This is a genomic window from Saccharothrix sp. BKS2 (assembly GCF_047689505.1).
GTDB classification, from domain to species: domain Bacteria; phylum Actinomycetota; class Actinomycetes; order Mycobacteriales; family Pseudonocardiaceae; genus Actinosynnema; species Actinosynnema lopnurensis.
Map to the genome: position 1 here is coordinate 13,861 of NZ_JAUQOL010000023.1, position 12,391 is coordinate 26,251.

12 protein-coding genes are annotated in these 12,391 nt (G+C 73.2%); 7 read left to right on the forward strand and 5 right to left on the reverse strand.

Annotated features, from left to right (window positions below):
• Positions 1-96: 96 nt before the first annotated feature.
• Positions 97-2,976 carry a preprotein translocase subunit SecA gene (gene secA, locus Q5530_RS34655; protein ID WP_415367050.1) on the forward strand — a complete coding sequence of 960 codons (2,880 nt, stop codon included), beginning with the start codon at positions 97-99 and terminating at the stop codon, positions 2,974-2,976.
• A gap of 689 nt (positions 2,977-3,665) precedes the next feature.
• Here the strand turns inward: secA and Q5530_RS34660 are convergent.
• Positions 3,666-4,040 carry an Rv3235 family protein gene (locus Q5530_RS34660; protein WP_415367051.1) on the reverse strand — a complete coding sequence of 125 codons (375 nt, stop codon included), beginning with the start codon at positions 4,038-4,040 and terminating at the stop codon, positions 3,666-3,668.
• A gap of 58 nt (positions 4,041-4,098) precedes the next feature.
• Here Q5530_RS34660 and Q5530_RS34665 point away from each other — a divergent pair, with 58 nt between their 5' ends.
• Complete coding sequence (locus Q5530_RS34665; protein ID WP_415367052.1) at positions 4,099-4,497, forward strand: HAD-IA family hydrolase; 399 nt, start codon at positions 4,099-4,101, stop codon at positions 4,495-4,497.
• Here Q5530_RS34665 and Q5530_RS34670 read toward each other — a convergent pair.
• Entirely contained in the window at positions 4,486-5,283 is a 798-nt protein-coding gene (locus tag Q5530_RS34670) for a TrmH family RNA methyltransferase (RefSeq protein WP_415367138.1), read from the reverse strand. The genes Q5530_RS34665 and Q5530_RS34670 overlap by 12 nt on opposite strands.
• A gap of 12 nt (positions 5,284-5,295) precedes the next feature.
• On the opposite strand from Q5530_RS34670, the gene Q5530_RS34675 reads away from it, so the two are divergent.
• The 3 genes from Q5530_RS34675 to Q5530_RS34685 are packed head-to-tail and all read left to right on the forward strand — an operon-like array spanning position 5,296 to position 7,827.
• On the forward strand, positions 5,296-5,952 hold the full coding sequence (locus Q5530_RS34675) for a phosphotransferase (protein ID WP_415367053.1): 657 nt from the start codon (positions 5,296-5,298) through the stop codon (positions 5,950-5,952).
• 10 nt (positions 5,953-5,962) lie between these two features.
• Positions 5,963-7,339: a WS/DGAT/MGAT family O-acyltransferase gene (locus Q5530_RS34680; RefSeq protein WP_415367055.1), complete on the forward strand. Its 1,377-nt coding sequence runs from the start codon at positions 5,963-5,965 to the stop codon at positions 7,337-7,339.
• Positions 7,336-7,827: a DUF6912 family protein gene (locus Q5530_RS34685; protein ID WP_380635861.1), complete on the forward strand. Its 492-nt coding sequence runs from the start codon at positions 7,336-7,338 to the stop codon at positions 7,825-7,827. Before Q5530_RS34680 ends, Q5530_RS34685 begins: the two co-directional genes overlap by 4 nt.
• Before the next feature lie 306 nt (positions 7,828-8,133).
• Here the strand turns inward: Q5530_RS34685 and Q5530_RS34690 are convergent, their stop codons facing one another.
• From Q5530_RS34690 to aroA, 3 genes are read right to left on the reverse strand one after another with little or no spacing between them, the layout of a single operon-like run.
• Positions 8,134-8,502 carry a VOC family protein gene (locus Q5530_RS34690; RefSeq protein WP_415367056.1) on the reverse strand — a complete coding sequence of 123 codons (369 nt, stop codon included), beginning with the start codon at positions 8,500-8,502 and terminating at the stop codon, positions 8,134-8,136.
• 48 nt (positions 8,503-8,550) lie between these two features.
• Entirely contained in the window at positions 8,551-9,561 is a 1,011-nt protein-coding gene (rsgA, locus tag Q5530_RS34695; protein ID WP_415367057.1) for a ribosome small subunit-dependent GTPase A, read from the reverse strand.
• A gap of 1 nt (position 9,562) precedes the next feature.
• Complete coding sequence (aroA, locus tag Q5530_RS34700; RefSeq protein ID WP_415367059.1) at positions 9,563-10,828, reverse strand: 3-phosphoshikimate 1-carboxyvinyltransferase; 1,266 nt, start codon at positions 10,826-10,828, stop codon at positions 9,563-9,565.
• A 97-nt stretch (positions 10,829-10,925) separates the two neighbouring features.
• On the opposite strand from aroA, the gene Q5530_RS34705 reads away from it, so the two are divergent.
• Both Q5530_RS34705 and Q5530_RS34710 read left to right on the forward strand, forming a co-directional pair.
• Positions 10,926-11,687, forward strand: a complete 762-nt coding sequence (locus Q5530_RS34705) for an SOS response-associated peptidase (RefSeq protein WP_415367060.1) — start codon at positions 10,926-10,928, stop codon at positions 11,685-11,687.
• On the forward strand, positions 11,684-12,295 hold the full coding sequence (locus Q5530_RS34710) for an alpha/beta family hydrolase (protein WP_415367061.1): 612 nt from the start codon (positions 11,684-11,686) through the stop codon (positions 12,293-12,295). Before Q5530_RS34705 ends, Q5530_RS34710 begins: the two co-directional genes overlap by 4 nt.
• Positions 12,296-12,391 lie beyond the last annotated feature (96 nt).

Sequence of the window (12,391 nt, forward strand, 5' to 3'; positions counted from 1 at the left end):
CTACGATGGCAGTCGGTGAGGGCTCGCCATGCCGTGACGAGCCGCTGGAAGGCGCCCGTCCCGGGCGCTCGCGATGAGGTAATGAGGTCGACCCGGATGGTGCTGTCCCGACTGCTCCGCGCTGGCGAGGGCAAGATGCTCAAGCGCCTGCGCAACATCGCAGCGCACATCAACGCCCTCGAAGACGACGTCGTCGACCTCTCCGACGCGGAGCTGCGTGCGAAGACCGAGGAGTTCCGCCGCCGCCACGCCGACGGCGAGTCGCTCGACGAACTGCTTCCCGAGGCGTTCGCCGTGGTCAGGGAGGGCGCCACGCGCACCCTGGGCCAACGGCACTTCGACGTCCAGCTGATGGGCGGCGCTGCGCTGCACCTCGGCCAGATCGCCGAGATGCGCACCGGTGAGGGCAAGACCCTGACCTCGGTGCTGCCCGCCTACCTGAACGCCCTCGCGGGCAAGGGCGTGCACGTCGTCACCACGAACGACTACCTGGCCCGACGTGACGCGGAGTGGATGGGCCGCATCCACCGCTTCCTGGGCCTGACCGTCGGCGCGATCCTGTCGGAGATGACCCCCGAGCAGCGGCGGGTCGCCTACAACGCCGACATCACCTACGGCACGAACAACGAGTTCGGCTTCGACTACCTGCGCGACAACATGGCGTGGAGCCGGGACGAGATGGTCCAGCGGGGCCACTTCTTCGCCATCGTCGACGAGGTCGACTCGATCCTCATCGACGAGGCCCGCACCCCGCTGATCATCTCCGGCCCCGCCGACCAGTCGTCCCGCTGGTACGTCGAGTTCGCGCGCCTGGCCACCAGGATGCGCCGCGACGTCCACTACGAGGTGGACGAGCGCAAGCGCACCATCGGCGTCACCGAGGCCGGCGTGCAGTTCGTCGAGGACCAGCTCGGTATCGACAACCTGTACGACTCGACCAACACCCCGCTGGTCGGCTACTTCCAGAACGCGATCAAGGCCAAGGAGCTCTTCGCCAAGGACAAGGACTACATCGTCCGCAACGGCGACGTCATGATCGTCGACGAGTTCACCGGCCGCGTGCTCTCCGGTCGCCGCTACAACGAGGGCATGCACCAGGCGATCGAGGCCAAGGAAGGCGTCGAGATCAAGGCCGAGAACCAGACGCTGGCCACGATCACCCTCCAGAACTACTTCCGCCTCTACGAGAAGCTCGGCGGCATGACCGGTACCGCCGAGACCGAGGCGGCGGAGTTCCACCAGACCTACAAGCTCGGCGTGGTCCCCATCCCGACCAACCGCCCGATGCAGCGCAAGGACGAAGCCGACCTCGTCTACAAGACCGAGGAGGCCAAGTTCGAGGCGGTCGCCGACGACATCGCCGAGCGGTACGAGAAGGGCCAGCCGGTCCTGGTCGGCACGACCAGCGTCGAGCGCTCCGAGTACCTCTCCAAGCTGCTCGTCCAGAAGGGCATCCCGCACGAGGTGCTCAACGCCAAGCAGCACGAGCGCGAGGCGCTGATCATCGCCAAGGCCGGCCGCAAGGGCGCCATCACCGTCGCCACCAACATGGCGGGCCGCGGCACCGACATCGTCCTGGGCGGCAACCCCGACATCATCACCGACCACGAGCTGCGCGAACGCGGCCTCGACCCGGTGGAGGCACCCGAGGAGTACGAGGCCGCCTGGGCGAAGCTGATCGAGGACATCACCACCGAGGTCAAGTCCGAGGCGGAGGAGGTCCGCGAGGCGGGCGGCCTCTACGTGCTGGGCACCGAGCGGCACGAGTCGCGGCGCATCGACAACCAGCTGCGCGGCCGCTCCGGCCGGCAGGGCGACCCCGGCGAGTCCCGCTTCTACCTGTCGCTGAAGGACGAGCTCATGCGCCGCTTCAACGCGGCCATGGTCGAGACCGTCATGACGCGGCTCAAGGTGCCGGACGACGTGCCGATCGAGCACAAGATGGTCACCCGGGCCATCCGCAGCGCCCAGACGCAGGTCGAGCAGCAGAACTTCGAGATCCGCAAGAACGTCCTCAAGTACGACGAGGTCATGAACGAGCAGCGCAAGGTGATCTACGCCGAGCGCCACCGCGTGCTCGACGGCGAGGACCTGCGCGACCAGGTGACCCACATGATCACCGACGTGGTCGGCGAGTACGTCGACGGCGCGACCTCCGAGGGCTACTCCGAGGACTGGGACCTCGACAAGCTGTGGACGGCGCTCAAGACGCTGTACCCGATCACCCTCGACTACAAGAAGCTGATCGAGTCCGACGACGACGTCACCCGCGAGTCGCTGAAGGAGCTGCTCCAGGAGGACGCCCTCGCCGCCTACGAGGCGCGGGAGTCGGACATCGACGGGCGCGTCGGCGAGGGCGCCATGCGCGAGCTGGAGCGCCGCGTCCTGCTCTCGGTGCTCGACCGCAAGTGGCGCGAGCACCTGTACGAGATGGACTACCTCAAGGAGGGCATCGGCCTGCGGGCGATGGCCCAGCGCGACCCGCTGATCGAGTACCAGCGGGAGGGCTTCGACATGTTCAACTCCATGTTGGAGGCCCTGAAGGAGGAGTGCGTCGGCTTCCTGTTCAACCTCCAGGTCGAAGCCGCCGAACCCGAGCCCGCGCCCGAGCCGCCGGTCCAGGTCTCGATCGCCAACGGCGGCCCGCTGGCCGGCAGCCGGGCCCGCGCCCGAGCCGCTGCCGCCGCGGCGGCCCAGCAGGAGGCGGAAGCCGCCAACCAGGCCCCCGCCGGCCCGGCCCTGGCCCAGCTCCAGAGCGGCAACGCCATCCCGCCCGCCCTGCGCGGCAAGGGCCTGGAGGGTCAGGAGCAGCAGGGCCTGACCTACTCGGGTCCGTCGGAGAGCGGTGACACGCAGACCAAGGGCGGTGGCGGTCCGCGCCAGGGTGGCGGCGGCGGTGGCGCCGGCGGTGCCACGCGCAAGGAACGCCGCGCGGCGGCCCGTGCCCAGGCCAAGGGGCAGCGCAAGCAGCCGTAACACGCGGCGACGCGTACGAGCACGCACGGGAAGCGGGGCACCGGCCGAGGCCGGTGCCCCGCTTCCGGCGTTTTGCCAGTTCGTGCTTCGCGATCACCGTGCTTGCGATCGCCGGGCTCCGCGATCAGCGTGAATCCGCAGCCCCTCACGTCGCCCACACGGCCACCGACCCCTGATCCGCGACTTCAGGCGAACCTTCGGGCTGCGCCGGGCAACGCTTCGGGTGGGCTGGGCAACGCTTCGGGCTGCGACTTCGGTCCCGGCTTGGTCATGACCTGACCAGGGCTGCGGGTGGCGGAGCCTGCGGGCGGTGGTGCGTTGTCGGTGGAGCGGGGCGGGGCGCGGCGTGGTCGGCTATAGGACAGGGTGGGCCGGGTCCGTGGGCTTAGGGCGGCTAGGGGCGGCGGTGGGGGCTCCGGGGCGGCCTTTGGTCACGTAGCTCCCGTGGGGGCGGGGTCGGTGGCGGGTCCGTAGCTGAGTCTGAGTGTTCGTCAGGGGGCACTGGGGCGGCTGGGGAGGGTTGGGTACGGAGCGGGGTGGTTGCTCGGGCGTCCATTTCATCAACCGATGGCCGTAACGGTGTTTCCGTACATGGTTGGGGTGGTGATCACCCGATCGTGTGGCGGGAGTCGGTGGGGACCGGGGGTGCGGGCAGAGGCGAGGGGCAAAGGGCGAGGGTCGGTGAGGGGTCAGGGCAGCAGGTGGAACTCGGTGCACCGCCAGCGGTCGCCCTGGCGCTCCACCCTCGCCGCGAAGGCGCGGGTCCGCGTGGGCATGTGCAGGGTCCCCGCCAACTCGGCCGCGTCCGACGACACCCGGCACAGCCGGTAGCGGCCGAGGCGGGTCCGGCCTTTCGTCACCGCCCCCGCCAACGCGGACACCGCCGGTGGCGCGAACGTCTTGGCCAGTTGGCTGGCCGGGCGGCGGCCGCACAGGGCTTCCAGGGCCGGGATCAGGAAGTGGCGCGCGTCCAGGGTGGTCGGGTAGGGCGCCGGAGCCGCCGGGGCGGGCGGCGGGGCGGAGGGTCCCCACGACGGGGGCAGCGTGCGCAGTTGAGGTGGCATGCTGAACCGAGTGGGGAACCCCGCCGTACGTACCAAGATCACCTGATGGAGGCAACGGGTGCGCGGACTGGTGCTCGACTTCGGCGGCGTGCTGACCGACCTCGGCGACGACCACACCGCCGCCGAACCGCCCCTCGTCACCGCCACCCGCCGCCTGCGCCGCACCGGCGTCCGCACCGCCGTGCTCTCCAACGCCGACGGCCTGTGGCGCCCGCCCGCCGCCTGGTCGCCGCTGTTCGACGTCGTCGTCACGTCCGGTGAGGCCGGCGTCGCGAAGCCCGACCGGCGCGCCTACCTGCTCGTCGCCGAGCTCCTCGGGCTCCCACCGGACGAGTGCGTCTTCGTCGACGACCTCGCGGTGAACGTCCGCGGCGCCGTCGCGGCCGGCATGGTCGGCGTCCACCACCGGTCCGTCGACGCCACCCTGGAGGAACTCGACGTCCTGCTACCGGGCTGACCTCCGCGCCACCTCGAAGCACAGCACCGCCGCCGCACTGGCCACGTTCAGCGACTCGACCCCCGCCGCCATGGGGATGGACAGCCACGCCGTCACGTGCGGCCGCACGTCCGCCGACACCCCCGCCGTCTCGCTGCCCAGCACGAACGCCGCCCGCTCGGGCAGGTCGAACCCGTACACGGTCCGCGGCGCGCCGGCGTCGAGCGCGTAGATCGGGTAACCCCCCGCGACCAGCGCCGCCACCGCCTCGGCGGCCGTCGCGCACTTGAGCACCGGGGCCCGGAACGCCACCCCCGCCGACGCCTTCACCACCAGCGGGTCGATCGAGGCCACGCCGCGGCGCGGCACCACGATCCCCTCCACGCCCGCGGCGGTCGCGGTGCGCAGGATCATGCCGACGTTCGCCGGCGTGGTGATGCCGTCCAGGACCAGCACGTGCCGGGGCCGCGAGCGCAGCCCCACCTCCAGCGGCAGCATCCGCGGCGCCACGACGTCCGCCAGCACGCCCTGGTCGTGCCGCCCGTTGCCCGCCAGCACCTTCACCCGCTGCGCGGTGGCCCGCTGCACCCGCACGCCCCGCCTCGCGGCGGCGTCCAGGATCTCCCTGGCCGCGGGCCCGCGCGCGGTGTCGGCCAGCACCACCTTGTCGACCTCCAGCCGCGCGTCGTCCAGCGCTTCGAGCACCGGCTTGCGGCCGTAGACGGTGACGAACTTGTCCTTGGGCGAAACATCCACGGGAGCAGTGTCCTCCACCCGTTCGGGCCTTGTTTCTCCGCCGACAACCATGATGATCGTCACATGGCACCGCGCGACGAGGCGCACCGTCTGCTGGCTTCCGGTCAGGAGGCGGACGTCTACCTGCGTTCCGACGGCCTGCTGGTCAAGCGCAGCCGGGCGGGGCGCGACGCCCGACCCGAGGCCGAGCTGATGCGCTACCTGCGCCGGCACGGGCTGCCCGTGCCCCGGGTCGCCGCGTCCTCGGGAACCGACCTGGTCATGGAGTACGTGCCCGGCCCCCGCATGTCCGAGGAGGTCGACGCCAAGCCGTGGCGGGCCGGCGCGCTGGGGCGGGAGCTGGCCGAGCTGCACCGCAGGCTCGACGACGTGCCCCCGCCGGACTTCCTGCCCGGCGAGGGCGGCCTGCTGCACCTGGACCTGCACCCCGGCAACGTCGTGCTCGGCCCGGAGGGACCCGTGGTGGTCGACTGGACCAGCGCCGTGCGGGGCGACCGCCGGGTCGACGTGGCGCTGAGCTGGCTGGTGATGGCGGTGGCGCCGCTGCGGCCGTTCAAGCGGCTGGCCCGGTCCCGGCTGCTCAAGGGCTTCCTGTCCGGCGTCGACGGCGGGGTGCGCGCGGCCATGCCCGCCGCCGCCGCGATCCGCCTGTCCCGGCGCCAGCGCGACGAAGCCGAGGTCAGCGCCGTGAGGCGGCTCGTCGCGGACTGCAACGGCTAGCCTGGTCGGCATGCCCGACCGCCTGTCCGCGCTGGACGCCTCGTTCCTGTACCTGGAGGACTCCACGACGCCCATGCACGTCGGCGGGGTGGCGGTGTTCCGCCGGCCGCGCTCGGGCTTCGACTACGACCGGCTGGTCGGGCTCATCGAGGAACGGCTGTCGCTGGCGCCCCGCTACCGGCGGAAGGTCGTGCCCGTGCCGGGGCGGCTCGCGCGGCCCGTGTGGGTGGACGACCCGGACTTCGACGTCACCTACCACGTGCGGCGGTCCGCGCTGCCGAGACCGGGCAGCGACCAGCAGCTGCACGACCTGGTCGCCCGGCTGATGTCCCGCCCGCTGGACCACGCGCGGCCCCTGTGGGAGGTCTACCTGGTCGAGGGGCTCGCCCGGAACCGGATCGCGGTGGTCACCAAGACCCACCAGGCCGTGGTCAACGGGCTGGGCGCGCCGGAGATCGGGCAGGTCATCCTGGACGTGTCCGCCACGCCGCGCCCGCCCGTCGAGTCGCTGTGGATGCCCTCGCCCGAGCCGAGCGGCCTGCAACTGGTGGCCGACGCGGTGGCGGAGGCCGTGCAGCGGCCCGGCGAGGTGGTGGAGAACGCCCGCTCGGCGGCCATGGACACGGTCGCCACGGTGCGCAAGGTCGTCGGCGTGTTCGGCGGCCTGGCCTCGGCGGTGCGCACGGCCGCGAACCCCGCGCCCGGCAGCCCCCTCAACGTGCGGATCTCGCCCCAGCGGCGGTTCGCGGTGGCGCGGGCGCGGCTGGACGACTTCCGCGCCGTGCGGCGGGCGCACGGCGGCACCGTCAACGACGGCGTGCTGGCCGTGCTGTCGGGCGCGCTGCGGACGTGGCTGCTCTCGCGCGGCGAGATCGTCACGGCCGGGACGACCATGCGGGCGATGGCGCCCATGTCGGTGCGCGACGACGAGGCGGGCGTGGCCGCGTACTTCGTGGACCTGCCCGTCGGCGAGCCGAACCCGGTGGTGCGGCTGCACCACGTGTCGCACGCGATGCGCGCCCACCAGGAGTCCGGGCAGTCGGTCGCGGCGCAGACGCTGGTCCGGTTCACCGGCTTCGCGCCGCCCACCCTGCACGCGCTGGGCGCGCGGGCGGCGTCGTCGTTCTCGCGGCGGCTGTTCAACGTGGTGGTGACCAACGTGCCCGGACCCCAGGTGCCGCTGTACGCGGCGGGGGCGAGGATGATCGAGATGTTCCCCGTGGTGCCGCTGGCCAAGACCCAGGCGCTGTCGATCGGGGTGACGTCGTACGACGGCGGGGTGTACTTCGGCTTGAACGCCGACCGCGACGCCATGTCCGATGTGGACGTGCTCGCGGCGATGGTGGAGGAGTCGGTGGAGGAACTGATGGGAACGGTGTCCGCATGAGGGTGTACCTCCCTGCGACCGTCGCGATGTTGCGCGACCTGGTGGACCAGGGGCAGTTCGTCCCGGTGGGCGGCACGGGGTTCGCGCTGACCCCCGCGCTGCGCGAGTCCTACGCGGCCGGTGACGCCGAGGAGCTGGAGTACGCGGCGATGCTCGACGCGGCGCGGGCGTCGCTGCGGCTGATCGCCGGCGACGACAAGGCCATGCCCCGGCGGGCAGTGGTGTCGGTCGACGTGGAGGGCGTGAAGTTGCGCCCGGACCTGGACTTCTCGGTGGTGAAGCTGTCGGGACCGGTGCCGGTGAAGCAGGTCGCGGCCGTGCACCTGGACACGCAGGAGGCGGAGGACGACGTGCGCGCGGCGGCCGAGGTGATCGACGCGGCCGACCTGGGCGACCCGGACGCGGAGTTCACGCTCGGCGGGGCCGAGGACCACGAGCTGGCCTGGTACGCGTTGCAGGAGCTGCCGTTCCTGCTGGAGCTGATGTAGGTCCGGCGGGGTTTCGGCGGGTGGGCGGGGTTCGGCGCGGTCGGGAGCGCCGGCCGGAAATTGTCGGACCCCGCCGGCAAGATAAAAGCAGGGGTCCCCTGGGCGGGGACTCCTGCGAAGCGCGCGCGACCCGGGATTGTCGGACCCTGCCGGCACAATAAAAGCAGGGGTCCCCTTGGCGGGGGACGCCTGCGAAGCGTTCGGCCCGCGTCCCCGTTCGGGCGGCCACGGCCCCGCGCCGCCACGCGCCACCCCCACCACGGCCCCGCGCCTTCACCCGCCCGGACCCCTCACCCGCCAACGCCCTCACATGCCCGGCGCCGGCTCCCACAGCTCGATCCGGTTGCCCTCCGGGTCCACGCACCACCCGAACCGCCCGAACTCCGACTCCTCGGTCTGCGGCAGCACCTCGACCCCGTTCGTGCGCAACCGCTCCAGCAGCAGCACCAGGTCGTCGACCCGGAAGTTGAGCATCGCCCGCTGCCCCGGCTCCCCGAGGTAGTCCGTGTCCTGCGCGAACAGCGCCAGCGTCGTGGTCTCCGACCCGTCCCAGTGGAACGTCACCGCGCCGCCGTCGCTCATCGGCACGCCCAGGGTCCTGCGGTACCACTCGGCCAGCCGCGCGGGGTTGCGGGCGCGCAGGAACACGCCGCCGATGCCGGTCACCTTCGCCACGGCTGCGCACCGTACTACCGCCGACCACCCCCGCCCGAGCGGGTGACGCTAGTCGTACTCCTCCAGCTTCCCGCGCGACTCCAGCAGCCTGCGCAGCGACGCCAGCCGCCCCGGCGACGCCGCGCCGGTCTCCACCAGCGTGTCCAACATGCAGTCCGGGTCCTCCGGCGCGCCCAGGTGCCCGCAGCCCGACGGGCACTCCTCGGCCATCGCCCCCATGCCCGGGAACGCGCCCACGATGTCGTCCGGCGTGATGTGCGCCAACCCGAAGGAACGGATGCCCGGCGTGTCCACGGCCCACCCGCCGCCGGGCAGCGGCAGCGCCACCGCCTGCGTGGACGTGTGCCGCCCCTTGCCGACGCCGCTGACCACGCCCACCGCCCGGTTGGCGTCCGGCACGAGCTTGTTGACCAGCGTCGACTTGCCCACCCCGGAGTGCCCGATCAGCGCCGACAGCCGGTCGGTCAGGCGCTCGCGCAGCTCCGCCGGGTCCTCGTCCGACCGCGTCACGACCACCGGCAGGTCCAGTTCCGCGTACGCCGCCAGCAGCTCGTCCGGCGACGCCAGGTCGCTCTTGGTCAGGCACAGCAGCGGCTGGAGCCCGCCCGCGTACGCGGCGACCAGGCAGCGGTCGATGAACCCGCGCCGCGGCTGCGGCTCGGCCAGCGCCGACACGATCACCAGTTGCTCGGCGTTGGCGACGACCACCCGCTCGAACGGGTCGGTGTCGTCGGCGGTGCGCCGCAGCACGCTGCGCCGCTCGTCGACGCGCACGATCCGGGACAGCGTGTCCGGCTCGCCGGTGGTGTCGCCGACCAGGCCCACCCGGTCGCCGACCACCACCGGGGTGCGGCCCAGCTCCCGCGCCCGCATCGCCGTGACCAGCAGTGACGGGTCACCCTCCACCGCGCACGTCCACCGGCCGCGGTCCACGCCGACGATCATCGCGGGCACCGCGTCCGCGTGCTCGGGCCGGCGCTTGGTGCGCGGCCGGGTGCCCTTGCCGGGCCGCACCCGCACGTCCGACTCGTCCAGCCGCCGCCAATCGCCGCGCGCCACGTCAGCGCGCTCCGAGCAGGGCCGTCCACATCCCCGGGAAGTCCGGGATCGTCTTCGACGTCGAGCCGACGTCGTCCACGGCCACCCCCTCGACCACCAGCCCGATGATCGCCCCCGCGGTGGCCATGCGGTGGTCGGCGTAGGCGCGCCACGGCCCGCCGTGCAGCGGCCGCGGCGTGATCACCAGGCCGTCCTCGGTCTCCTCGACCGCCCCGCCCAACCGGTTGATCTCGGCGGCCAGCGCGGCGATGCGGTCGGTCTCGTGGCCGCGGATGTGCGCCACGCCGCTGATCCGCGTCGGCCCGTCCGCCAGCGCGGCGAGCGCCGCCACGGTCGGCGTCAGCTCGCTCTCGTCACGCAGGTCCACGTCGACGCCGGTCAGCCGGTCCGGGCCGGTCAGGGTGAGGCCCTCGGCGGTCAGCTCCACCCGGCACCCCATGCGCTCGAACAGCTCCCGCACCGCCCCGCCGGGCTGCGTGGTGCGCTCCGGCCAGCCGGGGACGGTCACCGAACCGCCCGTCACGGCCGCCGCCGCCAGGAACGGGGTCGCGTTGGACAGGTCGGGCTCCACGTGCCGGTCGCGGCCCGCGATCGGGCCCGGCGCCACCCGCCACACGTCCCGGGTCGAGTCGTCCACGTCCACCCCGGCCTCGCGCAGCATCGACACGGTCATCTCGATGTGCGGCAGCGACGGCACCGGCCTGCCCGAGTGCCGCACGGTCACCCCGCCGTCGTAGCGGGCGCCCGACAGCAGCAGGCCGGACACGAACTGGGACGACGCCGACGCGTCGATGGTGACCTCCCCGCCCGGCACCGCCCCCGTGCCGCGCAGGGTGAACGGCAGCGCGCCGCCCTCCACGTCCGCGCCCAGCGCGCGCAGCGCGTCCAGGATCGTGGTCATCGGCCGCACCCGGGCGTGCTCGTCGCCGTCGAACGCGACGTCGCCCACGGCCAGCGCCGCGGCCGGCGGCAGGAACCGCATCACCGTGCCCGCCAGCCCGCAGTCCACCCGGACCGGGCCGCGCATCGGCCGCGGCGTGACCAGCCACGACCCGTCCGGGCCGTCGTCCACGCCGATGCCCAGAGACCGCAGCGCGGCGGCCATCAGCAGCGTGTCGCGGCTGCGCAACGGGGCGTGCACGGTGGACGGTCGGTCGGCCAGCGCGGCCAGCACCAGCGCCCGGTTGGTGATCGACTTGGAACCGGGAACGGGTACCGTCGCGTGCACGGGACCCTCGGCGGTGGGCGCGAACCACTGCTCAGTCATGCGCCGATGATCCCGCATGGGCTCCCGGACGGCTCGCACCGGGCCTTCCGACGTGCGACGATGACCGGCGGAACTGATCGTTGTGGGGTGATGGGTCGTGTGCGGCAGGTACGCCTCCACCAAGAACCCGGCGCTGCTGGCCGCCGAGTTCGACGCGGTGGACGGGACGGAGGGCGACGCGCCCGGTCCCGACTACAACGTCGCGCCAACCAAGCGCGTGCTCGCCGTCGTCGAGCGCCACCCGCGCGACGACGAGGGCACCCCCGACCCGGACACCCTGGAGCGCAGCGTCCGCGTCATGCGCTGGGGCCTGGTGCCGCACTGGGCCAAGGACACCTCCGGCGCCGCCAAGATGATCAACGCGCGCTCGGAGAGCGTGCTGACCAAACCCTCCTACCGCGACTCGGCCGCCAAGCGCCGCTGCCTCATCCCCGCCGCCGGCTGGTACGAGTGGCAGCCCGGCGAGGGCCGCAAGCAGCCCTACTTCATCAACCCCGGCGACGACTCCAGCCTCGCCCTGGCCGGCATCTGGTCGGTGTGGTGGCAGCAGGAGGGCGACGAGCGCAAACCGGTCATCACCTGCGCGGTGCTCACCACCGACGCCATCGGCGAGATGACCGCCGTGCACCACCGGATGCCGCTGGTGCTGCCGCCGGACCGCTGGCACGCGTGGCTCGACCCCGACCTGACCGACCCGCAGGAGCTCCTCGCGCCCGACCCCGCCCTGGTCGACGCGCTGGAGCTGCGCCCGGTGTCGATGCGGGTCAACAGCATCAAGAACAACGACCCGTCCCTCATGGACGCGGTCGCCCTGGGGGAGTCCGAGAAACCGGAGCCCACCTTGTTCGAACTGTCATGACCTCCCGGGTGGTCGAGACCCCCCACGGCCCGGCACGGGCCGAACTGCACTGCGCGTCCGGCGGTCGGGCGGCGCTGCTGCTCGGGCACGGCGCGGGCGGCCTGATCACCGCGCCCGACCTCGTGGCCGCCGCGCGGGCCGCCGTGGACGTCGGGGTGCACGTGGCCCTGGTGGAACAGCCCTACCGGGTGGCGGGCAGACGCGCCCCCGCGCCCGCCGTGCAGCTCGACGCGGCGTGGCTCGCCGTGGTCGAGGACCTGTCCACCGGCTGGTTCGACGACCTGCCCCTGGTGTTCGGCGGGCGCTCGTCCGGCGCGCGGGTGGCCTGCCGCACCTCCGCCGAGGGCCAGGCGGTCGCGGTGCTGTGCCTGGCGTTCCCCGTGCACCCGCCCGGCCGGCCGGAGAAGACCCGCCTGCCCGAGCTGGACGCCGTCGAGGTCGCCACGCTGGTGGTGCAGGGCGAGAACGACCCGTTCGGCCGCCCGGCCGCCGCGCACCACCGCGAACTGGCGCTCCTGCGCGGCGACCACAACCTCAAGGCCGACCTGGAGGGCGTGCACCGCGCGGTGGGGGAGTGGCTGGACCGCGTGCTGCGGCCGATGGGGTGAGGGCCGGTGGATCGGGGGCCGGTGGATCGGGGGCCGGTGGATCGGGGACCGATGGGTCGGAGGCCGGTGGGTCGGGGGTCGTCGGGCTTCCGGCCC

Excerpts from the sequence above, each read along its gene's own strand:
- secA (WP_415367050.1), top strand. The coding sequence starts at position 97 with ATGGTGCTGTCCCGACTGCTCCGCGCTGGCGAGGGCAAGATGCTCAAG.
- Q5530_RS34660 (WP_415367051.1), bottom strand. The coding sequence starts at position 4,040 with ATGCCACCTCAACTGCGCACGCTGCCCCCGTCGTGGGGACCCTCCGCC.
- Q5530_RS34670 (WP_415367138.1), bottom strand. The coding sequence starts at position 5,283 with ATGGTTGTCGGCGGAGAAACAAGGCCCGAACGGGTGGAGGACACTGCT.
- Q5530_RS34675 (WP_415367053.1), top strand. The coding sequence starts at position 5,296 with ATGGCACCGCGCGACGAGGCGCACCGTCTGCTGGCTTCCGGTCAGGAG.
- Q5530_RS34680 (WP_415367055.1), top strand. The coding sequence starts at position 5,963 with ATGCCCGACCGCCTGTCCGCGCTGGACGCCTCGTTCCTGTACCTGGAG.
- Q5530_RS34685 (WP_380635861.1), top strand. The coding sequence starts at position 7,336 with ATGAGGGTGTACCTCCCTGCGACCGTCGCGATGTTGCGCGACCTGGTG.
- aroA (WP_415367059.1), bottom strand. The coding sequence starts at position 10,828 with ATGACTGAGCAGTGGTTCGCGCCCACCGCCGAGGGTCCCGTGCACGCG.
- Q5530_RS34710 (WP_415367061.1), top strand. The coding sequence starts at position 11,684 with ATGACCTCCCGGGTGGTCGAGACCCCCCACGGCCCGGCACGGGCCGAA.